A 23,639-nucleotide genomic window follows, 5' to 3' on the forward strand; every position below is an offset into this window, starting at 1 on the left:
TATGGGATCCTCAGGCTGGATCTTCACAACAGCGATCCGACTCCTGCGAGAAGCAAGCTTAGCCACCAGGTTAAAGGGGTTATCAAACGGTAGCCACTCAATATACACACCTAAATATCTAAACCCTTTCATTTTAAACTCAACAAGAGCAGAGCTAGGGGTTATCAGCTTTAAAACCCCACCCTCCTCTAAACAAGATCTTACATAGCTCCTCATCACCCTCCTACCAACCCAAGATCCAAATGAGTACCACAGACCCAAGGTGATAGCTAATATAATGAAAACCTCAACCACATCCAACTAGAGTCCCGCCCATCCCTAGAAAATATTATGGCTGGGCACCAATATTACTTAGCCATAGACCCGAGGTTTAGAATAAACACCATATAGATCTACAAAAGTGTCTAGCTAAGCTGGTAATTCCTTTCCCTTTGTCTCTTGCAGGAATATTATAGCTATTATTGATATTATAGAATATGCGGCCATGATAGCTGATAGCCAGAACCAGTTCTCATAATACCTCCCCCCTATAAGGAGTGTGAGTATTATTGGTGATAGCCCACCAGCAAATATTGTTGTCATCTGGAATGCCGTGCCTATAGCTGTGGCTCTAACCCTCGTTGGGAATAGCTCTGAATAATACGCCGTCTGGGGTGCGAAGGATATGGCGTGTATGATTCCATAGATTCCAAGTGCTATAGAGGCTATTAATATGTCGTGGGGGCTTCTAAGGATTATTATTGGGAAGAGTAGCGAGTATATTAGTATAGCTATATTGCCTAGTAATAAAGTCGTTCTCCTCCCAATAATATCTGCTATGAGACCTCCCAGAGGCTCTGTAACCGCTTCGAATAAAGCTGCTATAGTCACTGCTATAGCTGCCTCCGCCTTCGAATACCCTATACCTGTGAGATATATGAGGCTATATGTTGCGTAGACGTAGAAGAGGGCATTCTGGGCTGCTTTCGCAGCCATTAAATGCAATATCTTCCTCCAATATCTCCTCACAGCCTCGGATATAGGGTTTCTCGAGATATCCCCCCTTCTCAGTATCTGTTGGAATAGCGGGGATTCAAGGACATAGTATCTGATCACACCACCTATAACGGCTACAGCAGCACCTATATAGAAAAGGATCTTCCAGCTCTGCTGAATAAATAATGCCTCACCATATAGATTGATCAGAAATGCGCTCAAGGCCGTTCCCATGAGAAGCCCTATGGGAACCCCGATCTGTATAAAGCTCCCCCAGAAAGCCCTATACCTAGAATCATGATATAACTCCGATATAAAGGCGCTCGCAGCACCCCACTCGCCTCCCAGAGCTATGCCCTGGAAGAATCTTAGAATAGATACAATGGCTATGCCAAGATATCCAATAGAATCATAGCCAGGGACCAATGCTATCCCAAGAGTAGCTACACCCATAATAATCAGATCTATTACTAGAGAAACCTTCCTCCCGAGCTTATCGCTTATATAGCCAATAACCATCGCCCCAGTAGCACGGGCTACAAAACCCAGCCAATATGTTATCAGAGATATAAGTGCTGCTAACTCCCTAGGAACGTCTCTTGGGAAAAAATAATATGGGAAGACCAAAGCTGCAACAGTTCCATATACAAAAAAGTCGTACCACTCAAGCGTAATACCTATATTAGCTATAACAAGAGCTCTGGATCTGCTTCTCTTTATCTCCAGCATAACTTGATCTATAGAAACATCTCTAACAGGGTTCCTCTTCCCACCATATTTGTTATTTCCAGATCTTCCAAATAAATTTCCGAACATATTTATCACTCATCTATATATAAGGTTACTAATATTTAAGTATTTCTACATAGAATCTTTAGCTTAAGCTACGAATACTAGAAAATATATCTATAGATCTACGTTAAATAATCCAAAAAGATAATAAGTTTTTACTTAACAATATTTAAGCATTCTATGTATATGTCATTTGGTGAGTATATGGGTCAGATAGTCAATGGGATCGATGTTGATAGGCTTAGGCAATTGCTTAAAGAGGCTGAGAAGAATAAGGATCTTATCGCAAGTATCTCTAAATATAGTGCTAGGGTTAGGTGGCTGGGATCTGGGTTCAATTTCAAGGCATATATAAGGGATCATTCCTTCGCTGTGTCAGAGCCTCAGGATGTTGGTGGGGTTGATGCTGGTCCAAGGGCTATAGAATATGTTCTAGGAGCTCTAGGTGCTTGTTATGCTACTGGTTTTGTTCTTAATGCTACTAAGAGGGGTGTTAGGATTAGAAACCTAGAGATAGCCCTAGAGGGTGAGATAGACAACATACTAGTATTCCTAGGACTATCAAACCAAGGACACCCAGGATATAGAAGAATAGTGGCAAAAGCCTATATAGACGCAGAAGCAGACGAAAAAACAATAAAAGAAATATGGGAAGAAACAGTAAAAACATCACCAGTAGGAAACACACTAACAAGACAAGTAGAAATAATACCTGAGGCGAAGGTGGTTAAGGGCTGAACAAGGCTAGAATCGATTTTTTATAAGATCCCCATATCATCTTCGCCTTGATAACAGGTATTTGAAATCAACAAATATTTTATATTTATATTTATATTTGTGTCTAAGGATCCCTGAAAAATAATAGTGTATATAGTAAGTATCTTCATAGGTGGCTCTATGAGACTTTCAGATGTGGGGGAGAAGGGGTTTATATCTAGATCTATGGGGATCCTTGCCGATATATGGATCTCTGGAGGGCTTGCTCCAGGTGATGATGCATCCTCATACTATCTAGCTGGTTTATGGCTTCTACTCAAGATCGATGGGTTTTCTGCCCACAGCTCTAAATATCCATGGAATCGATGGGGGGATCTTGGGTGGAAGGCTGCTACATCATGTGCAAGCGATATAGTTGCTAAAGGGGGTACCCCATATGCATATCTAATCTCGCTTGGGGCGCCAGCGAGCTTTTCCCTAGAAGATATGCTCGAGCTTGTAAACGGCTTTAAAGAGGCTTTAAAACTATATGGAGGGGTCTTCGCCGGGGGGGATACTAACTCCTCTAAGGAGGATATATGGGTTGATGTTGCATGTATAGGCTCTACAAATACAGATCCGATACCCAGGGGCGGGCAACCTGGAGACTGGATTCTGATTACAGGTAGATTTGGCTATTCAGGCCTAGCTAGGATCTATTATGAGAGGTTTTTGAAAGGGGAGATAGGGGTTGGGGATATCCCGGAGGAGGTTATAAGGGCTACATCAAGGCCTGTGGCGAGGGTTGGGGCTGAGCGTGTTTTGAGGAGATATAGGAGGTGTATAAGAGGGGCTGTAGATGTTTCTGATAGCCTTGCAGAGTCTCTATATCTGATCTCAGAGTTCTCTGGCTATGAAATCGAGCTCCACGAAATACCAGTAGATCCGAGGGCTACGGAGATTGCTAGGGATATAAGAGCAGATCTAATAGATATAGTTTTCAATGGTGGGGAGGAGTATGAGCTCGTATTATCTGTTGAGGAATCCTGTGTAGAACCTATTATCCAGGATATGAGGAGGGTGGGAATAGAGATCTCCTACTACGGGGTTATCACAGGGAATAGAGGGTTGGGGGTTCTATATAAGGGGCTCAAGATCTCTAGGGAGGGTTATCAGCATTTCATATCAATATAGCTATATAACTACCTTTGACAGCATTCTAGGCATATCAGGATCTAATAGCCTTGATATAGATATATAATATGAGAGGAGCTGGTAGAATGCTGCAGCGATAATAGATATGGATGCCGACCTTAACGGTGGGGTGGAAACTATCTCAAAGGATCTTCCCCTCACATCATCCCCAACATCTATCGATGCTACTATATATATAGGGGCTCCCGAGCCCTCTAGATCTTTTTGCAGCTTCGCAGCATGATCTAGATCCTCTTCAGAGAATACATTACAATATATAGGGGTCTTTTTACCCATAATAGCCTTAGGCCCATGTCTAGCCTCGCTAATCTGGATAGCCTCTGCATGAACACCAGCAGCCTCCTTCAGCTTCAGAGCAGCCTCCCTAGCAATTGCATATCCCACACCCCCTCCAAGGGCGAAGGCGCTTCCATATCTATAGACATCAGCAGCAATTCTTCTCGATATGGGTTCAAGCATTGATATAGATGATAGCAGGGTTCTCGGTACCACCCCAAGATCCTCTATCCCCTCTCCACCCCCCAGCTTTGAAACCTCAGAGGCGATCATAAGTAGAGCATATATCTGGGCGGTGAAAGTCTTGGTAGCTGTTATAGCCTCCTCCCTCCCCGCCATTATATATATAACATAATCTGAGATCCTTGCTAAAGGACTCTCAGGATTATTGGTGACACCCACTATAGATGCCCCAGCCTCCCTAGCTCTTCTAGCCGCTTCAAGGGTATCACTTGTATATCCACTCTGGCTAATAGCTATGACCACATCTCCTTTAGATACAGCTTTACTATAATATGGATATTCCCCAGAGCTAACGGGGATCGAGACCCTCTTAGCGTGATTAGCCAATGCATAGTGAAACACGAGGCCAGCATTATATGAGGATCCGCTTCCAACGATATAGATCTTATCAGAGGAGTAGATCCTCTGGGCTGTTTGGATAACCCTTTCCCCTAGATTCTCCCAGAGCCTCTTCAGAATAGATGGCTCCTCATGGATCTCTTTAATCATATAGTGGGGAGACCCTCCCACATCGATTAAGGGACCCCTTAAAAGCTCTAAGGGAATCACCATAGCTTATTCCCTTCCACCCTAATTTACAATTAAAAGACCCTTAAACTCCGAGACAGCGAGGAGATCAGCTATATAATGGTTGCCGACCTCCTCTCCACCCTAGAGGGCGAAGGCTTCCGGTTCTAATGATTTTCTATTTTAAATGAGATCTAATGGTATTGATGCTATGGGAATACTCTGTGATCCAGACCTTAGATGGCTCTATAGAGCATATGCCCTTAGAAAGGAGTTTCTCAAAGAATCTTCTAGTGGATGGTGTTAGATCCATTTCGAGCACCCTATCTAGAGGGACTAAGGCTGCTTCTAAAGCATCACTACTTGGGCTGAGCCTCTCCATGGAAATGGGTTCCACAAGCACATCTATTATTACATATCTCGTTGCGAGCTCACCGTTTTCATTCATAACAAATAGATCTGTTAGATCTATTATACCAAGGGGCTTTCCTATAACCCCTGTCTCCTCCTCAAGCTCCCTAACAGCCGCTTCTAAAATACCTTCCCCAGGCTCTACATGCCCTCCTGGGAGGCTCCACTTATTAGCTGATGGAGGGTTTCTACGCTTAACAAGCAGAACCTTTCCATCCTTTATAACAACCGCCCCAACCCCAACCCTTATCGATGCTACCAAACAACACACCAAAAGAATGTATGCAATAATCAGGATATATTACGTTGCCTTGCTATAAATCCACATAGCTATATATGGCCTGTAGAAGCAGCCCTCTTCTCCCTCAGCTTCTTAGCCAGCTCCTCAGCTATTTGATCAATAGTCTTACCCCTAACATCAATACCCTCCTTAATCGCTGCCGCAACAATAGCGTTGCTTGTGTCAACCTCTACAGCCGTTTGAGCCTGTATAGAGGGTTGCTGAACAGCCTGGGCTCTCGAGTGCTCCCCCTGGATCTCCTTCTTAATATTTTCCTTTATATTCTCCTCAGATATAGCAGAAGAAGCCTTTCTAAACTCCCTAACAGCCTCTCCAATAGCCCTAGCAAATTGAGGGAGCTTGGAGGGACCCAATACTAGGATAAGCACGATCAGCCCTAGCAGAAGCATTGTATCTATCGTTGGCATATCTCTACCCCCTATCCCAAGGAATTTTAGGCTAAAGAGGTATATATATGGATACTCAGCTCATCTCTAATCTAAAATAGCTATATATCTAACCATGAAGATCATAGTTAACTATGCTAAAAATCTCTATCAATTGGCTAAACAATATATTTATTTCCTCGAAAAACAAGCTAGGATCTCATAATATTTTATATTAGTTGGCTTATTATTGGGGACAGAAATATCTTTGATGGTCTTTGGGAGTTTTTATATGGGTTCGCTGTTAATATCCTTCAGGGCTATTAGGTAGGCTGATATATAGGCTCCGAAGACTGTAGGTTTATTGATGGGCTCGGGGTGCGCGAGGGTGGCTGAACCGCCGTAGCCCGCCCCGAGCTGTGCCGTGATGAGCCCGAGGGTGGTCATAAAAGACCGCTCTCGGATGGACGGCATCCATATCTCATATATATCGAAATCTTGATCCTATTAAATATATTGCTAATAGTTGTCATGAGAAATTCATCAGCGCCTCTATAGTCCTGCTGTGAGGCTATTCTCCCCACTACAGCCCTATCAACGCTATATCCATGCTCGCTTTCAATGAGATCCAGTATTTTGGATGCTGTAGCACTATCCCCCTCATAGATCTTTAGCTGGAGAGATGCTATTAGATATACAGCAGATAATATTTTCCCAGATATATCCTCTGAAACCCCGGAGATGATGTTTCTAAGTTTCTCGCTAAAACCACTATAAGTAGATCTCCATCCTTTCAAGAGATCCTCTGATATACATTCAAGAGGATCTTTTTGACAATTCTTTAGAGCATCTATGAAGGATAGCAACGTAGACCTAGGAGATCTCCTGAGCCTTGAGAGGATCTCTAGAACCTTTGATCTCTCACCCAAATAATTTGCCAAAGCCTTCTCCGCTTCCCCTATCACCCTCTCATAGGTTATTGAGAGGAGTTCTCCAACAAATCTACATGCATCATCATCAGAGTTAAATATAACTACTAGATCACCTAGAAGAACCTCTCTACCATCCCTCGACCTCAGATCCCATGGACTCTTCTCGATCATTGTTTGAGCTCCCCTACCGAATCTCCTTCTCTCCCTACATGAAATCTTAACCCTGCTGCCATCAGCTATCTCAACAACACAGCTAGTATACAGCCTTCCAGCTGATTTAACCGAGACCTCTCTATACATGCTAGACACCTAAGATCTTATCTATATCTATCTCAGGATTTCTACCCTTCAGAGTATCATATGCCTTTCTGAGCCACTCAAACTCAGGCTTATCCATGAAGCCCACTAGAGCTATTAGATCATATGTTCCTAGCCTCCCCTCTTTTTCAACTAGGCTTAGAGTGTGATTTAGAAGACCCCCGAAACCCCTTATAAACTCTTTATATGAGGATGATATATGGTCTAGCATCTCCTTTGGAGCAGCTGCGATAACATGTACAGATTGTATATTCCTTGTCACAAGGTCTATTGAAAGCCTGTATAGAAGAGATCTCATAGCTGATAAGGGGTTCTTAAACACTGTTGGGTGAGCCCCTATTATAGATGTGAGACCATAGTATCTAATCCCTAGATCTCTATCCTCAGACACAGCTCTGAAAACCTCTTTCGCCGAGGCTAGAAAGTATCTAGATATGTATGCGAGCGCATCCCTCTCCTCTATATAGCCGAGCTCTTCTGAGTATCCTGTGAGCTCTTTAACAAAGCCCTCTGTAACGATGACCGTTGGTATGCCCTTTCTATTAGCAGCTTTTATGGCTGAATAGCTGTTAACAGCCTCTGGTGCGGGAGCTTCCTCACCTGGAACTAATGAGATCAATAGAGAGTTCGATGGATCTATCTCACTTGTAAGTGTTATAAGCAGTGCTAGTGGGCTTGATAGATTAGCTATCACAAGTCTGTTGGAGGACCACCCAACACCGTGGATCTTTAAGAGAAGGCTTAGCCTATCCCTATACTCTCTAAAGTACTCTGGCCAAAGTCTGCTTCTAAGCCTTCTAAGCATAATCATTCCATCGGAAATTAACTCGCTATCTCCTAGGGTGATGTTTAGAACATAGATCCCTCTTGGAGAGATCTGCTGAAGCGGGAAGTCTACACTAAGATCAACCAATAGTATCGAGGCATCCTCTCTAGGCCTTTCAATAGCTGGGAGCTCTACAAGCTCCTCCATAGAGAGGGAATAGCTTATCCTAGAACCACATATATTACATCTAGCCTCAAAACCCATTGGATGTCCTTTCTCACATTTCGGCAACCCTTATCATCTCCTCCTCCTCATTATAAACAACATTTCTAGCGCTCCTACTATATATCCTAGCATATATCTCTGAAGCGCTCGGTGTGAACGGAAGATCCTCTATACTAACCCCTCCCCTCCCCCTAATCATATTATCTATAATAGCCCTTGCCAGCCTGTACTGGGATAAAACTAGGATCTTAGCCTCATCCTCCCTCACAGATACCATATAATTCCATAGAATATCTCTTGCCATAATAGATATTGAAACTATATTCGATATAGAGTTTCTCGAAACCTCAACCTCCCTCTTGATCCTCTGTAGCTCGCTAGCCAGCTTAGGCGATCTAAGCTCTATACCCTTAACAGCTGCTGTTTCGAGTCTCTCGAGAAGGCTCTCCACCTTCTTAACCCTCTCAAGATCCTTTATCGCCCACTCTAGTGCTGAGAGTAGAAGTTTTCTTAGCTCCTCAATGTTTTTCTCAAGCTCCACAGCCCCTCCAACGCCTCTGCAGGAATCGCTCAGCATGTTAGAGATCTCTTTGAGCCTAGCTAGATCCCCGCCTCTTAAGACCCCCTCAAGCCTAGATATAGCCTCTAGAAGATTTGGACAGGCAGATCCTAGCCTTGAACCTACATTCTCCTGCAGAGATCTCCAGAGACCCCCTAGAAGCTCTATAGCATCTATATAGCTACCGCTATTCATAAGAGACACTGGATTCATATGCTGTGGAGGTGGAGAAGCGATCTCCTCTCCTAAGAGTCTATTTATACTCCCAACACTTTTAACATATAGCTCATAGAGAGAAGTGATAGAGGATCTAAGCCTAGCTATATATTCGGAGTAGTAGTTTAGAAGATACTCAAGACCATCAGATCTCGGAAGCTCTGATACCTCAGGTAGAAGAGGCTCCCTAACACCAGCCCCTCTCAATATATAGTTGCATTTCTTGCAAGCAGAGTCTAGCTTTAGGATCTCCTCAGCTACCTTCCCCACAATCCTAGCCGGCATATCCCTGATCCTCGGTAGATATGTGGTTCTAATCCTCGATAGAGTCTCGTCTATCACAGGCTTCTTGGATATAGATAGCTTAGCACTAGCATCTCTAAGCACCACTCTGATCTCCTCCAGCTCTCTCGCCTCACCGCTAAAATCTATATTAGGGGCTCTGGAGGAAACCAGCTTTAGCATTGATGATAGATAGGAGTATCCCTTCTCACCCTCCGATATAGCCTCTCTAAGAGATTCTCTAGACATTTCAAAAGACTCAAGCCTTATAAGGACAGCCTCCTTAGCCGAGAAAAGGGCCCCCAGGACAACCGCCCCTAGGAATAGATATTCCAGGCTCTTGGGATCCTCCTGAAAGCCCGTTCTATACCCCCCTATATTGGTTGGTGAGAGAGATAGTAGGAGGATCGAGAACACACCTACAGAGGTTATAGATGCTATTAGAGGTCTCATAACCCTTCTAACAAACTCTCTACCCTCGATCTGTGGGAGGCGCTCATAGATCCTTAGAACCGCTCTAGTAGCTATTGCTGAGAACACAAACGATATTGATAGAGATAGAAGCGGGACTATGAGGGTTAGAACACCTCCCCCGCTGAGATATGTATAGACATCATACCATCTATTGCTAATAATATCTGGTGGGATACCTGATACAAAGATGTTGAGGCTGGGTATAGGCTTCCTAATATTCTCAGCAAGATATGCTAGTTTAGAGAATAGGATAGGAAGATCCCTGCTACCTCTGAGAGCATTCTCGAGAATCACTAGCGGGAGGGATGTGGCTATGAACGAATAGGCCGTGGGGATCATACCACTAGCACCCCTTATCAAGAACGGCATTACAAGGAGCACCGGGGCTAGGTAGAAATAGTCTGTCAGGAGCATCGCTGACGCCAAGGCTGCGGAGGAGACGGCAAGCGGCTCGAAGATCCCGCTTAACATGTTCAGAGCAAGGATAGCTAGTATTGTTGCCATAGAGAGCCATATAGCCTGCCAATTAATATTAGAGGCAGAGGGGCTTGGAGGAAGCACGAATCCTAGGAATTGCCATGCTATTGAGAAGAAGACTATGAGGGCTAAAAATGTATCTGAATAACCCGGCACCCTAAACGATATGATCCCAAGAATCAGCGATACTATAAGGGGGATAACAGGCGCGCCCGGTAGAAATGGGATAGTATTCATAAATATATAGGAAGCTATTATTATCAGGATCGATGATATAATAGAATCTGTTAGCCTCCTAACCCTCGGCACCCTCTCCCTAGAAATCCCCCACACCCAGAGATATTATGTAGGGGATAAGATATTCAAATAATATCCCATAACTAATCATAATATAGATCTTTGATCAACATACGCTGAACTATTTAATAATACATAGTTACACCCTAGAAGAAGCTATCCTCACCCTACCCGGCAACCTCCTAGCTATCTCATCAACATCTATAGCCTCGACAACCTCCCGCCTAACCCTGCCACTTTCAACCCATCTTCTATGAATATATTCAGCCGCCTCTCTCCTCCCAACATCGCCCGGTATCAATATGCTCCAGATAACAGCTCTTGAGGAGACAAGCTCGGGAGGCCCCACTATTATCCTGGGTATCGTCTCTTCGATAGGCTGGATTCCTATTGCAAGTTCTAGAGGCACCCCACGGATCCAGCCCCTCTCACCATAGATCATAAAGGATCCCTTCTCAAGATACTGCCCTGGGGGAGGCGATTTACTGACCTGCGAGCCCTTTACATAGAAAACATCTATAGATCCATAACCGGCTTGCCAGGCTCTGCTATAGCATGCAGCTATCCTAGCAGCCTCCTCTATAGATCTATTTGTATATTCCTTATCTGTGAAGAGGATCACAGCAGATCCTCCCTGGATATCTGCATGTAGGAAGATATAGTCATCCCTCAGATACTTCTTGACAATCCTCTCATTTTGATCAGCATCCATACCCCCTATAGCTAGCAGGCCCTCCGAGGTTATGATCCAGTGGTATCTCTCAAACCACTCCCTCCTCCTAAGGCTCCTAATAGCTTCAACAGCCCTTCTCCTCTCGATCTCAGCATATATCCTCCTAGCCTCCTCCTCAAGCCTAGCAACCTCCTCAGACCCCCTCGAGATCCTCTTCTCAAGCTCCGCAACTTTCTTCCTAATCTGTATATAGTTCTCCATAAAGGATAGCCTGGGATCAAATCTATATTTCAAACCCCCAACCTCGATCTCAAGTGTATCCCCTCTAACACGGATCACATCGTCTGGGGCTTCTGCACAGCTACCTAACCTCTTCCTAACACATTCGAATAGCTCTTCTAATTGCTGGTAGTTCTGATTCACATACTCTAGGATCTTCTCCATAGTCTTAAGCCTCTCGCTAGCCTCCGCTATCTGGGATCTCAGCTTCTCAATACCCTTCTCAATTCTCAAGAGCTCCGGGGGCTTTTCCTTCTTCATTAGAGCTTTGGCATGGGCGTAGAATAGATCTATAGCCTCGTTGAAGCTTGAGAGCCTCTTGAATGTATATCCAGCTGAGATCAGGTGCCTCGGCTCGAATGGATAGAAGCCGTATGGAGATCCACTATGATCTAAGATAATACCTGGGTTAGGCGATTTCTTAACATCCTCTATGAAGCCGATAACACCCTCTATAATCTCTCTAACAGAGGTAACACCAAGATCAGCTGGTCTAGCGTCCTTCCTAATCCCCAGCCTATAGATGATCTCTTCAGCCACATCCGGAGGTATGTTGGCACCAGTTATAATTCCTCTCACAATATCATAACCCCTCATCACCCCTTCAACCAACTTCGAAGGATCTTGCGTACATATGCTTGGCAGGCTGGGAGGATATTGATATCTACCCCCGATCCTCACCTCTCTATCCCTAGCAACAAGCCTTCTATTCAGAGCCTTAACTATTCCATCGCTATCAACCAGGGCGATCAACCCCCTAGGGATCAACTCGACAATCAGCCTATACTCCTCCCCACCCCTAGCAACAATAATCTCTACTATCCTCTCACAAGGCTTTTGGAATACCCCTTTTACAGCCATATCCCTCAGATATTTTCTAAATAACATAGCCACATGGCCTAGCTCTTCACCCCTCTTCTCAATAGATCTACTGGTTATGTAGATAGCCTCTTCGGGGGCTATAACGAGGTTTAGCGGTTCCCCCGAGGATCTTCTGATCCTGAGGATCATCTGATCCTCATCGCCATATACATTATCTATATACCCACGTGCAATGCCCCCAGCATTCTCTTGCATCCACACAGCTATGTCTACCCATGTCATCGACTTCTTCATTCCAACCCAACTAAATAGATCTCCAAAGAAATATAATATCCAGAGAAGAAGCTCCAATCTTAAGGCAATAGAGATCCCTTGATAAGGTGTGAAGCATATAGTAGCCAGGGTGGTCTTGAGGATAGAACCTCCTAGGGTGCTCCCTCCCTATATCTTGAATAGCCTGTTCCCAGCTATAGCTAGTTTTATAAAAACATCTACCTCGATTATAGATAGGAGCCTGGCCCTTCAACACCTTCTAAGCAGGGAGGTGAGCTATAGGAACACCATGGGATGGTGAATCTTCACATGAAGATCAAGATCTCTCTAAGGGGCTTCTACAGTCTATTTTTCCTAAGACTCCTCATAGGATTTGCAACAGGTATTTCATATTCGATATATAGGCTATACTATAGAGAGCCACATATGCTGAGCTTTGCAATAAGCACAGCCTTTATGCTAGTGGGGCTAGCGATCTTCCATCTCATATATATAGCATTTTCGAAGCCCCCAAGGGAGAGGGCAACACGCTATATATTAACCCAGATCGCTGCCCACTATATAGGCTCTATGATCCTTATAGTATAATTACTAAACCCATGCAACAAGACCTTAAGAATAAGATAAGGGATAGATATTTGTGATAAGGCACTATAGCTCAAACCCTACTCCAAGGAAACCCTGGCTCTTCAGGTGAGAGGAGCTTATCTATATCTTCTACTCCTCTGACTCCCTAGATCTGCTTCTGCTAGGATTGTTGCTAGCTTTGTCTTTATCTCCGGTAGCTTTGATTTCAAAGCATCCATATATTCCTGCTCCAGCTGGATCTGTGATAGAACCTCTTTACCCTGGCTAGTTACAGAGAGCTTTTTACCCTGGCTAGATTCTAGAAGACCTACATATAGCATCGAGATTATATCTTCTCTCAACTCTTTCGAAGTAGGTATACCAGCTATCTCTAGAAACCTATACCCTAGATCCACACCTGCCGAGCTCAGCTCCTTTATAACATAGGAGAGTCCCTTCTCACTAACACTTCCAAGCTCTGATATTAGGTAGAGAACCTTCATAGCCCTCTTATTATTCTTAACGCTCTCAAGCACTATCACAGGCTTCGTTACTATTTTAAGCTCCTTGCTCTTAGTCTGTTGCGACAAAACACAACACCAAATAATAAAATATCATTAGGGGTATATGAGCTTCTAACCATCACCAGCCGAAACAGCCTAGATCATAGGCTTCGAATTCATTATAACTGAGGGTCTCATTCTATGAAGTGGAGGAAATTTAGATCGCTGATATTAAATAATGAACCATATGGTTAAACATGGGTAAAACATACATGGGCAGAAACCTTGTTTATGGTGTTTTAGAGCTGGTTTTAGCCCTTTTAGGCTATTATGCTAATACGTCTCTATAAACCCCGGATCTAATAAGAATAACTATGGGCTCGGGGTGCTCGAGGGGAGCTCTGTTCCCATAGCCCATCCGAGGGAGAGTGTGAGGAACCCGAGGATGATTTAAACAACCACTCTCAGGTGAACGGCTGGTCAACCTCTAAGGAGCCTTGCTTCTTGCCGTAATCTTGCAACCTCCTCTCTCAGTCCTCTTAGTGATAGCTCTAGAAGTCTATTCTCTATCTTTCTACACATCTCGCTCTCCCTGGCCTCTATGTGTCTTTTGAGCATGGGCTCGACTCTCACTATATCCTCTAGAGATTCGGCTCCTCTGGATATGAGTTCGAACCACTCTATAATCTGCCTCTTAGCCCTCTCCAATATATCATGTCCTATCCTTACCCCCTCATGTGGAAAGGCCACCATCTCTGGCTTGATGGATATCAGCTTCTCTAGTGATGAGAGGTACTGCTGATATCTAAATGGCGGGGGTGTTGTTGGATATAGCAGATCCTCAGCAACTATATATATCCCTGCCGCGTCCCCTACAAAGAGCACACCTAGATCCTCTGAGTATATGGATAGATGATGGGAGGCATGACCAGGCGTGTGTATTATTTTCAGCTTTAGACTTCCAATAGAAATTTCTGATAAGTCCTGAAGCTCTCTAACATCTAGACCCGATGCTTCTTCGGGCTTGCCATAGATATCCCCAACATCCCCTAGAAGCTCTCTAGATGCCTGCCAAAGCCTGCTAGGATCAATAACATGTTTATAGCCAATAGGATGAACCATAATAGAGGCTCTACCCCCTAGCATCCTAGCAAGAGATGCAGCCCCTCCCCCATGGTCTAGATGCACATGTGTGAGGAGTATAGCCTCTACATCCCCTGGGGAGAAGCCAAGCTCTATAATGCTGTTGAAAAGCCTCTCAGCAGAGCTCCTAGGCCCAGGATCTATAACGGCGACCCTCCTCTCAGGATCCACTACAATATATGTTTGGATATGCTGCTCACATCCAGAAGGCCCAGTCTCTATCGAGTATATATCTCTGGCAATCCTATGCCACGCCAAGAAAAACTCCTAGAATAAAATCGCTGAGCAGAATAATAAAAACAAGAACAACCAGCCTAGCCCTTCTAATAGCATCTATATAGCACTTCCATAATCATCGAGGGCAGCTATTGTGCTCATCTCTAAATTCACTATAGAAGATCCATGTCTCCTCTATCTCTATGAGTGTCTACTCACCAGACATGCTAAACCAGCCTCAACAACGATCCTCCTTAGCATCCCCAGCATGTGATCCAATGCTCTCAACAACCAGAAGTGATCATGAATATTTAAATTCATCATTAATTCGGAGCTCTTCGATTATAAGCTAGAAATATAGCTTGCTATGTATAGCACACATCTATTAGAAGAATGCGTTTCTATAGCTAATGGGGGATCGTCTGCGGAACATCTTTTAACGTTATAAGGCTCTCTGAAAATCCCTCTTGGGAAAATCCTGTTGAGGGTTGTGGAGGCATTGATCTTAGTGCTGGCGTTGTTATATATTGTAGCCTCGATATACTATATATCTAATGATTATATAAGGAGGCTAGGTTCTGCTACAAGCGATAATATTCCAAATCTAAGTAATCTACCTAGAAATATAAGTGGCCAGGATCTATACCTCGTATATAGGGTAAAGGGGTATGTAAACATGAATGGCAGTATTATCAACGTAAATAATACACAGATGAGCCTCAACGCAAGATATATAGAGGCTCCTATACCAATCAACGCCACGGGTAACCAAACAGCTGTTAATTCCACAGCTGAGGAGAAATACTACTCAGTAACAGCTAACTCAGATCCTCTGATAATATGGGCTCTGAGGAACCTCATAATGCTCACATACAATATAACAGATACCAACTTCTCCATAGCCCAGGGCTGGAGGGCGAATAGCCCCAGCGATATCTTTGGAAACCTATCGCTCTTCAGAAAAACAGGTAGTGGGGAGCTGAGGGGAGGCTCCAACATATCTATTAAATATACCGAATATACATTTAATAGCGATAAGGGTATGGTTATAATATGGATCGACAGTGAGAGGGGTATCCCGCTACTATGTAGAATCAACACATCATGGGCAAATCTTGAGATAAGGCTTTCATACGCATCATAGATGAAACCGTTTCATTGAAATGTAATTTAGATTATTATTATATGGCTCCATATGGTTCATACTATATCGTAGATATAGTCGTGAATCTCTAGAGCTATCTCGGGGAGCTCTCCCCTTCTAATAGCCTCTATAATCTTCTCCCTCGATGGGTTGCCATTCTCATCCCTATATATAGGCTCTCCCTTTTCATCTACATAGTATATAGCACCTAGTATATCCCTAGCCGTTTTTGGATCTTTATCCGCTACTGAGAAGAGCACCCTAGCTGGATGCTGTATATATAGTGGGCAGAGTATATGTCTCCTCAGTATATCCATGATAAGGGGTGCTTTTGATCTATCGAATCTAGGGGCATATGCCTTGATCTTTCTGAGTATAGCGTTTCTATCATCTATACCAAGGATCTTTGAGATCCTCTCTGCAGCCTCTTCATAGCTAATCCTACTAATATAGTCTGGATACCTCCCATATGTATCGGATAGAACCTTCTTCACCTCTACAGCCCTTTTCAAAAGCTGCTCCACTTCCTTGGGATCGGCTCCCCTGATTATCTCGACAACCACATTAGCATCTAGCCTCGGAGGATATGCAAGCGCCTGGGCAACCCTATCCACAGCTTGCTCCCTCTCATCAGGGGGCAGATATCTATCTGCTAGAATCGATGCTATGAGCCTTATAGCTGCTATCCTATCGAAATCCTCGAAGAACTCTCTAGTCCATTCATTATGGGCCTCCCACACCTTCTCAAAAATCTCCCTAGAGAGCCTAGTGCCAGCCTTAACCTCGAACCAATCCCTAGCTGGGAGAACACCGTCTCTGGTTAGAGCTGGCATCTTTATCCACCCATCCTTGGTCACCCTAGCCCCTCTATTGAATAGTGTCCAGATCCATGTGATGAATATCCTATATGTAGCAACATCATTCATAAACCTCACACATCTCCCGGGGAATAGCTTATAGTCATCTATGGCAGCTGCTAGGTTCCCATTGAGTACTTGGAAGCCGTAGTTGGCTGCCATATAGAATGCATGCTGAACATTCTCAATAGTTATCTCGCCCTCCGGTATATCGTATAGAGCCTCCCAGAGATCTCTACCTAGCACCTTATAGAGCTTTTCAGGAGCATCTAGATCCTCCTTAGCTATTACCATAGGTGTTATCTCGCCATTCTCATCCATAAGCCCGAGCCTTGCGAAGAGTAGCTTCTCGTCCCTTGTAAGACCGCTAGTCACGGTAGGAGCTACGGGCTTTCCATCTATATATACCCACTCCTCCTTAGCGTTAACCGCATCTTGAAGCTTCTCAACAGGGATCTTGAGGGGCCATGTACCAGCCTCCACATACCTTTTATCGGGGCTGGCAACCCAGCTCTGTCTATAGAGGTCATAGAGTCTCCCCTCAAACCTACCCTCAAGGATCTCCCTCAGGGTTGGTCTCTTCATAGGCTTCTTATCCGTAACAAATATCAATCCTATGAGCCTCTCTCTAAGCTTATCAAGAACCATTGCCCTTAGAGTCACTGGGTTATGCCTAGCCCTTCCATATGGGTCTGAGTCTTGGTATAGCATGACAGCAGCCATACCACCTATAGCCCCGCTATTTGTGAGCTCACCCCTCTCGTTAAGCCCTGAGAGGAGCATCATAATAGCGTTATATCTCTGATAGGCCATCATATGAGGCGATACCATGCCCATTAAAGCGTTATTCTGAGGATCTGGTAGAACCCTCTCATCCTTCCACATCTCTATCAGAGATGCTGTATAGTCCCACCTACCCACGTTAAGCCCTATCAACCAGTATCTCCACATCCACAGCACTATAGGGAGATATCTCCCCAGCGAGGCTTCCTCATATAATGCCTTAAACTTAATTATAGCACCAGGTCTCTCGGCCCCCAAAGCCTGCTCGAGCCTCCAAAACAGCTTAGCAATTATAAAGGCCTCGAGGGGTGATTGTATCTTTGGCACGTAGAAATAGATCCTCCTACCCATTTTTCTAAGGGATTCATAGTTATTAACAACATGGATCACAGCATCTACGATGAAGGAATATGCCGGTGCTCCATTAACTCTAACATGCTGTGTAACCAGGTGGATCCCTGGGATTCTGTGGAAGCTCACAGGCCACCTCTCAATAGGCTTTTCAATCCTATATCTCCTCTCCACACCCCTTTTAATAGCGATTGCCTCGAAGATCTCACCAGATAGTATCCTCCTCTCATTATCCCTCGAAGCCCACAATCCTATTGGCTCGCTAGGGGGAACCCCGTAGGGTCTATAGTCAGGGGGTGCTGCATCCTCATTATCAGGGCCCATTATTGAGGGGACATCAGCATTGATCTGCTTTATAGCCATGTCCAGAGGATGCCACGGACCCGTTAGCTCTAGCCCAGGATTTCTAAGGGGGTGCACCTCGGGGGGTATCGGCTCGGGCTCGTTGAGCCTCCACGCCGGCTTCCTACCTAGGAAATTGTTTATAAGCCCCTCCACGATCTCTCTATAGGTTAGGATCCTCCCATCAACAGGATCCTCGAATTTATCCTCCCACCTAGGAAAGCTATATTTCTCCCTAACACTAGCCCTCGAATCCAGGATCCTCCTACGCTGTCTAAGAGCCTCCCTTACAAGGGGCCCGAGCTCCATATGCAGAGATCCTATGAGGGTCTTTACATCCACAAGCCTGCCATTTATAACCCTTGGCTCCAATAGATGCTGAAATCTCAGAGCCTCCTCACTAAATGTCACAAATACCTCGAATCCTATACTGCCACCCAAAGCGGATTAAGCATTAAGGCAATATATTCTTAAAATATACAGAGGATGTATAGAGGCTTATTAATAGCGTTTCCCCTCTAGAGTGTGAGAGTCATATTTAACGCTATTAAACCCATAGGATTTGGTGATTGCATGAGCGGCGAGCAGAGCATAGATAGATCTGTGTTTTTCAAGGATAGAGTGAGGGTTTTAGATCCAGAGGAGGTAGGGGGCTTCAGATCCCTCTTACATGTTATGAGCGAGACAGCATATCAGGGTAGGAAGCTGGGGGAGGTCTTCATGATTATAGAGAGGATGCTGAGGGATCCTGAGGTCACGATCTATATGGGCCTCGCCGGATCTATGGCTACTGCTGGGATGTGGGGTATAGTTAGGTGGATGATCGAGAGGAGATATATAGATGTACTTGTATCCACAGGGGCTAATGTCTCAGAAGACATCTATGCTGGTATGGGCTTCCCCTATGGCAGAGGTTCTCCCTGTGTTGATGATAGCCTTCTACTCAAATATAGGATCGATAGGTTCTACGATGTATATGCAGATGAGTATCTATATAGGGAGATGGAGAAGCTGATTAAGGAGTTTATAAGGGATCTGCCTAAGGACTATATATACTCATCAGCAGAATTCCTATATCTACTAGGTGCTAGGCTATCAAAGCTCGGAATAGCATCTATAGCAACATCAGCATATAAGAGCTCGGTGCCGATATTCGTTCCAGCTATAGTGGATTCAGGCTATGGAATAGCATCTCTACTAGCCCTCAGACAATATGGGAAGAGGATCATCATAGACCAGTTTAAGGACTTCGAACAGATGGTCGAGATAGCCCTTAGATCCAGGGCTACAGGGGTTATATATATAGGAGGGGGGGTTCCAACAGATATTACACAGCTAGTAGCAGTTGCAAAAGCCTTGATAGAGGAGATGGAGAGAGGAACTGAGGTTTCGAGACCTCATAAATATGCTGTCAAGATAACCACAGATCTTCCACAGTGGGGTGGGCTCAGCGGTGCAACACTTGAGGAGGCTGTGAGCTGGGGAAAGGTTGAGGCTAGGAACTCATCGATGGTGAATGTAGATGCTACAATAGCTCTTCCTCTAATAGCAGCTGGGATCAAAGAAGCTGGGATCTCTAGGAAGGGTGTGGATCTTAGATGGGTTTTCGAGGGAGTAGCTAGGTATGAGGATAAGATCTAGTGGGGAGCTTGAGACCTTCCTATCAAGCCATAATATATATAGATATAGATATATCGATGGACCCATGATTGCTAGGTATCATGTAGAGCAAATATTAGATGCTATGAAAAGGGGGGCTCGATATATAGAGACAACCCTGGATCTTGGGTTGAGCAGAGCGCAGATAGAGATCAGGGATGGGAAAATCGCCATAGGGGATCTAGAGGTCGATATAAGGGAGTTAGATGAGATAGTTGAAGAGGGTTTTCTCTACAAGCTAATAGGGGGATCTATTGTTAGGATGGATATGTTTAGAGATGGTAATTACTATAAGCTAAAGCCTGTTGCAATCGATAAGGCGCCGACGATTGAGATAAATGGTGTGCAGATGCATAGAACAATAGGAGCAGATCCTTGGAGCGATGCTAGAGAGAAAGTGAGAACCCTTGGAAGAGTTAGAGGGCTAAGGGTTCTCGAGATAGGCACTGGCCTCGGCTACACAGCATCTCGTCTAATCCTCTCAGGCGCCCTAGAGGTTATCTCGATAGAGAAGGATCTAAACGTTCTCCAGCTAGCATCGGCAAATCCCTGGTCAAAGATGCTGGAGATCCCTAGGATCAGAATAGTTGTTGGGGACGCATATACCCTTATAAAGGATCTCTGTAGCGAGTGCTTCGAAAGAATATTACATGATCCGCCGAGGATAAGCATAGCTGAGGAGCTATATAGCTCTGAATTCTATAGAGAACTCTATAGGGTTTTAAGAAGCGGTGGAAAACTATTCCACTACACAGGCGAACCTGGGAAACACTCTAATATAAGCTATTTAAAGGGTATCAAAAGAAGGTTAGAAGAAGCAGGCTTCTACAAGGTATTATGGGTTGATAATGCGAAGGGTTTCTTAGCATTGAAGCCTTAGCATTGCTTACTAAACAGCCAACACCCCCTCTATAGCCTCGATCCAGGCAATATTTATATGGCGCCGGGGGCGGGATTCGAACCCGCGCGGGGTTTCCCCCACCGGCTTTCTGGTGGGGGTCTCCAGGCCGGCCCCTTAGGCCGCTCGGGCACCCCGGCTCCTCTATAGATATTGCGATGGGATTTTTATCCTTGTTCCCTCTTCCTGATCTGGATTATATCTCCAAGCGTTAGATCTGTAGATACCTGCCTCTGAGTCTTACCCTCCTCTAGCTCCTGATCTACTGATGGAACCACTAGCTGTATCTTTAACACATTCTCAATCCTCCTGGCCAGATCTATTGGTGGGACTAGCCTCCCACTCTCTATTCTCTTAACAATATTCTCGCTCTCCCTTATCATATTAGCTAGATCCTTTGTCGACAGACCCATAGCCTCCCTAGCACTCCTTATCCTCTCGCTATAGTCCTTAACAATCTCATACCTCTCAATCCTCTCCCTCTTCTGCCTCAGCTGATGCGAAGAACCAGCACTTAGCTGTGGCTTCTGCACAGACATCTGTATTCTAGCCCTATCATCCTGCCTAGCCCTTGAAGCCCTGCCCATTGTATATCTAGCATAGCAGCTTGGACATAGCCTCATAATAGCACCCTCTATCTTAACCTCAACAGATGCCCTCAAAGGGATCTCCTTACCACACATCTCACATGTTACATTTCTCACACTCGTTCACAACCACCGAATAATATATTAGTTCATAGACATAAATTACCATGCTGATCCCCCTTGGATCTGATTATATAGCAGAAGAATAGGGATGCATAAGCTTACAAAAGCCTTACCCCTCTATGATGGGGAGGAGGTCAGAGTATCCCTAGTAATAGAGCTTAACAATATTCTTATAAGTTCCACTGCATTAATTAAGATAGAAGCTGATTGCCATGACAATAGAGATCCCTGTTGAGTGGAGGAAGTTCAGATATAGAGGTAAGACCCTCGAGGAACTCCTAGAGATGCCCATGGATGAGCTTATAAACCTACTCCCTGCAAGGGCTAGGAGAAGCCTTAGAAGAGGCTTTACCGAGCCTCAGAAGAAGCTTATAGAGAAGATTATGAAGGCTAGGAAGCTGGCTGAGTCTGGTAAGAAGGTTGTAATCAAAACCCATGTAAGAGATCTAATAATACTCCCATATATGGTGGGCCTCACATTCGCTGTATACAATGGGAAGGAGTATGTAACATTCACAGTTACACCAGAGATGATAGGTCACTACCTAGGAGAATATTCGATAACAACTAAGAAGGTTGAACATGGAGAACCAGGGCTGAAGGCTACTAGGAGCAGCCTCTTCGTAGCAATGAAGTAAACATAGATTGTAAAATTTACATATCCAGAAATCTAGAGCCTTTTACCTCTCCAGCCCTACGATTGCATAGGCTGGTGTATATTCGTTGAGGAAGCCCAATGTTGCTAGGCCATGCAGGGCTGTAGCTATAGTTAGCGGTGGCCCCGATAGCTTCTGCTATCTAGTTAGATGGCTCTCCATGGGGTGCGATGCCCATGTGCTCTCATTTAACTATGGCCAGAAAGGCTCTAAGGAGCTCAACGTGGCTAGAAGGCTTGTCGAAAACCTCATACCTATAGCTCGTGAGAAGGGGTGGGGTAAGGTTGTAGAGCATAGGGTAGTTGATATTACTTTTATGAGGGATCTGTGGAAGGGTAGCCAGCTAACCGATGAAGCTGTTGAGGTTGAAGAGAGCTATGCCCCAAGTGTTGTTGTACCTATAAGGAATGTGGTGATGCTCTCAATAGCAGTTGCATATGCATATACCGTGAAATCCCTATCTAATGAGAATGTATATGTGATATATGGAGCCCAGTACAACGATATAAGGCCTAGGGAAGACACATGGGAACCCCTATACCCAGACTGCTCACCCGAGTGTATAGAGGTTCTCCAAACAGCTTTTGGAATATGTCATTTCAGAGGTGAGAGGGGGGTCGAGATATGGAGCCCAAGTAGGGAGGGGCTTAGGAAACACGAGAATCTAAAGAGCTGTTACAACCTAGTAGGGGATCTCATATACGAAACCTGGAGCTGCTACCTAAGTGGGGAATATCACTGCGGTAAATGCGAGAGCTGTTTAAATAGGGCTAGAGCCTTTAAAGAGGCCGGGATCCCTGATAAAACGATCTATAGGGTTAAACCTGAGATATAATATAATAGGAAGGAGTATATGGCTGAAACAACAAATAGCTATAGGATCGACATCTATAGGCTGGATAGAAGCCTTCTCGAAAATATTCCAAGAGATCCTGGGCTATATATTATCATATTATCCCTTGAGAGAGATATATGCATAGAGATAGGAGCTCTAGGAATGGTATCTATAGAGCCAGGGATCTATGGGTACATAGGATCTGCCAGAGGCAGGGGAGGCCTTAGATCTAGAATAGCTCGCCACATAGCTAAAGATAAGAAGATACGATGGCATATAGACCATTTAACATCTCGAAGAGATGTTAGGATACTTTCCATAATATATATTAGATCTAAGGAGGATCTAGAGGATGCCATAGCCGATATTGTTAGATCTGCTATTTGTTGGATCCCGAGTATACAGGGCTTTGGATCTACTGATAAACGTAGCTACACACATCTCTTCAGATGCACCTGCTTCATTAACGAATGCATGTGGAGTCTTTTAAAAGCTCTAGCTGAGAATAAGTTGAAACCCAGCTTAATAGTAGTTGGTAATATCTCGCTTACAAGGTAGCATGATTCTTTATATTACCATGCTGCTCCATCTAATAAAGAGA

At 44.4% G+C, this 23,639-nt stretch carries 23 protein-coding genes and 1 tRNA gene; 9 read left to right on the plus strand and 15 right to left on the minus strand.

What is annotated here, in order from left to right; all coding sequences use genetic code 11:
- A partial coding sequence (locus QXE01_01160; GenBank protein MEM4969841.1) for a hypothetical protein occupies positions 1 to 300 on the minus strand: 300 nt, incomplete at its 3' end.
- A gap of 108 nt (positions 301 to 408) precedes the next feature.
- Positions 409 to 1,791, minus strand: a complete 1,383-nt coding sequence (locus QXE01_01165; GenBank protein MEM4969842.1) for an MFS transporter — start codon at positions 1,789 to 1,791, stop codon at positions 409 to 411.
- Positions 1,792 to 1,971: 180 nt separating this feature from the next.
- Between QXE01_01165 and QXE01_01170 the strand changes: the two genes are divergently transcribed.
- Both QXE01_01170 and QXE01_01175 read left to right on the plus strand, forming a co-directional pair.
- Positions 1,972 to 2,505 carry an OsmC family protein gene (locus QXE01_01170; GenBank protein ID MEM4969843.1) on the plus strand — a complete coding sequence of 178 codons (534 nt, stop codon included), beginning with the start codon at positions 1,972 to 1,974 and terminating at the stop codon, positions 2,503 to 2,505.
- 159 nt (positions 2,506 to 2,664) lie between these two features.
- Positions 2,665 to 3,657 carry a thiamine-phosphate kinase gene (locus QXE01_01175; protein ID MEM4969844.1) on the plus strand — a complete coding sequence of 331 codons (993 nt, stop codon included), beginning with the start codon at positions 2,665 to 2,667 and terminating at the stop codon, positions 3,655 to 3,657.
- Here the strand turns inward: QXE01_01175 and QXE01_01180 are convergent, their stop codons facing one another.
- The 8 genes from QXE01_01180 to rqcH form a co-directional block, all read right to left on the minus strand.
- Positions 3,658 to 4,749: an SIS domain-containing protein gene (locus tag QXE01_01180; GenBank protein MEM4969845.1), complete on the minus strand. Its 1,092-nt coding sequence runs from the start codon at positions 4,747 to 4,749 to the stop codon at positions 3,658 to 3,660. It abuts the gene before it with no gap.
- A 133-nt stretch (positions 4,750 to 4,882) separates the two neighbouring features.
- The gene (locus QXE01_01185; GenBank protein MEM4969846.1) at positions 4,883 to 5,377 is read right to left on the minus strand and encodes an NUDIX hydrolase; all 495 of its coding nucleotides are present in this window, start codon (positions 5,375 to 5,377) and stop codon (positions 4,883 to 4,885) included.
- Positions 5,378 to 5,445: 68 nt separating this feature from the next.
- The gene (locus tag QXE01_01190) at positions 5,446 to 5,823 is read right to left on the minus strand and encodes a twin-arginine translocase TatA/TatE family subunit (GenBank protein MEM4969847.1); all 378 of its coding nucleotides are present in this window, start codon (positions 5,821 to 5,823) and stop codon (positions 5,446 to 5,448) included.
- Between the two features lie 246 nt (positions 5,824 to 6,069).
- Positions 6,070 to 6,228, minus strand: coding sequence for a hypothetical protein (locus tag QXE01_01195; GenBank protein MEM4969848.1), 159 nt, complete (start codon positions 6,226 to 6,228; stop codon positions 6,070 to 6,072).
- On the minus strand, positions 6,225 to 7,013 hold the full coding sequence (locus QXE01_01200) for a hypothetical protein (protein MEM4969849.1): 789 nt from the start codon (positions 7,011 to 7,013) through the stop codon (positions 6,225 to 6,227). Before QXE01_01200 ends, QXE01_01195 begins: the two co-directional genes overlap by 4 nt.
- A gap of 1 nt (position 7,014) precedes the next feature.
- Entirely contained in the window at positions 7,015 to 8,088 is a 1,074-nt protein-coding gene (locus QXE01_01205) for a hypothetical protein (protein MEM4969850.1), read from the minus strand.
- Positions 8,075 to 10,339 (minus strand): hypothetical protein, encoded by a 2,265-nt coding sequence (locus QXE01_01210; protein MEM4969851.1) that lies wholly within the window; start codon positions 10,337 to 10,339, stop codon positions 8,075 to 8,077. The genes QXE01_01205 and QXE01_01210 overlap by 14 nt, the downstream gene beginning before the upstream one ends.
- 127 nt (positions 10,340 to 10,466) lie before the next feature.
- Positions 10,467 to 12,395, minus strand: a complete 1,929-nt coding sequence (gene rqcH, locus QXE01_01215) for a ribosome rescue protein RqcH (GenBank protein ID MEM4969852.1) — start codon at positions 12,393 to 12,395, stop codon at positions 10,467 to 10,469.
- A 288-nt stretch (positions 12,396 to 12,683) separates the two neighbouring features.
- Between rqcH and QXE01_01220 the strand changes: the two genes are divergently transcribed.
- The gene (locus QXE01_01220; protein ID MEM4969853.1) at positions 12,684 to 12,962 is read left to right on the plus strand and encodes a hypothetical protein; all 279 of its coding nucleotides are present in this window, start codon (positions 12,684 to 12,686) and stop codon (positions 12,960 to 12,962) included.
- A 116-nt stretch (positions 12,963 to 13,078) separates the two neighbouring features.
- On the opposite strand, the gene QXE01_01225 is transcribed toward QXE01_01220, so the two are convergent.
- Together QXE01_01225 and QXE01_01230 are read right to left on the minus strand one after the other, a co-directional pair.
- Positions 13,079 to 13,531, minus strand: a complete 453-nt coding sequence (locus QXE01_01225) for a hypothetical protein (protein MEM4969854.1) — start codon at positions 13,529 to 13,531, stop codon at positions 13,079 to 13,081.
- Between the two features lie 393 nt (positions 13,532 to 13,924).
- Positions 13,925 to 14,845, minus strand: a complete 921-nt coding sequence (locus QXE01_01230; protein MEM4969855.1) for an MBL fold metallo-hydrolase — start codon at positions 14,843 to 14,845, stop codon at positions 13,925 to 13,927.
- Positions 14,846 to 15,284: 439 nt separating this feature from the next.
- Between QXE01_01230 and QXE01_01235 the strand changes: the two genes are divergently transcribed.
- Positions 15,285 to 15,947 carry a hypothetical protein gene (locus QXE01_01235; protein ID MEM4969856.1) on the plus strand — a complete coding sequence of 221 codons (663 nt, stop codon included), beginning with the start codon at positions 15,285 to 15,287 and terminating at the stop codon, positions 15,945 to 15,947.
- A 56-nt stretch (positions 15,948 to 16,003) separates the two neighbouring features.
- Here QXE01_01235 and QXE01_01240 read toward each other — a convergent pair whose 3' ends face one another.
- Positions 16,004 to 18,721, minus strand: coding sequence for a malate synthase (locus QXE01_01240; GenBank protein ID MEM4969857.1), 2,718 nt, complete (start codon positions 18,719 to 18,721; stop codon positions 16,004 to 16,006).
- 132 nt (positions 18,722 to 18,853) lie between these two features.
- On the opposite strand from QXE01_01240, the gene QXE01_01245 reads away from it, so the two are divergent.
- The gene (locus QXE01_01245) at positions 18,854 to 19,921 is read left to right on the plus strand and encodes a deoxyhypusine synthase family protein (protein MEM4969858.1); all 1,068 of its coding nucleotides are present in this window, start codon (positions 18,854 to 18,856) and stop codon (positions 19,919 to 19,921) included.
- Positions 19,905 to 20,819: a hypothetical protein gene (locus QXE01_01250; protein ID MEM4969859.1), complete on the plus strand. Its 915-nt coding sequence runs from the start codon at positions 19,905 to 19,907 to the stop codon at positions 20,817 to 20,819. Before QXE01_01245 ends, QXE01_01250 begins: the two co-directional genes overlap by 17 nt.
- 58 nt (positions 20,820 to 20,877) lie before the next feature.
- Here QXE01_01250 and QXE01_01255 read toward each other — a convergent pair.
- Positions 20,878 to 20,977: transfer RNA gene (locus QXE01_01255), tRNA-Ser, on the minus strand.
- 27 nt (positions 20,978 to 21,004) lie between these two features.
- A complete protein-coding gene (locus tag QXE01_01260; protein ID MEM4969860.1) occupies positions 21,005 to 21,520 on the minus strand; it encodes a multiprotein bridging factor aMBF1 in 516 nt (171 codons plus the stop codon).
- 239 nt (positions 21,521 to 21,759) lie between these two features.
- Here QXE01_01260 and QXE01_01265 point away from each other — a divergent pair, with 239 nt between their 5' ends.
- The 3 genes from QXE01_01265 (at position 21,760) to QXE01_01275 (ending at position 23,596) form a co-directional block, all read left to right on the plus strand.
- Positions 21,760 to 22,185, plus strand: coding sequence for a 30S ribosomal protein S19 (locus QXE01_01265; GenBank protein MEM4969861.1), 426 nt, complete (start codon positions 21,760 to 21,762; stop codon positions 22,183 to 22,185).
- A gap of 85 nt (positions 22,186 to 22,270) precedes the next feature.
- On the plus strand, positions 22,271 to 23,038 hold the full coding sequence (locus QXE01_01270) for a 7-cyano-7-deazaguanine synthase (GenBank protein ID MEM4969862.1): 768 nt from the start codon (positions 22,271 to 22,273) through the stop codon (positions 23,036 to 23,038).
- An 18-nt stretch (positions 23,039 to 23,056) separates the two neighbouring features.
- The gene (locus QXE01_01275) at positions 23,057 to 23,596 is read left to right on the plus strand and encodes a GIY-YIG nuclease family protein (GenBank protein MEM4969863.1); all 540 of its coding nucleotides are present in this window, start codon (positions 23,057 to 23,059) and stop codon (positions 23,594 to 23,596) included.
- Positions 23,597 to 23,639: the final 43 nt, after the last annotated feature.

Source organism: Sulfolobales archaeon (assembly GCA_038897115.1).
GTDB lineage: Archaea > Thermoproteota > Thermoprotei_A > Sulfolobales > AG1 > AG1.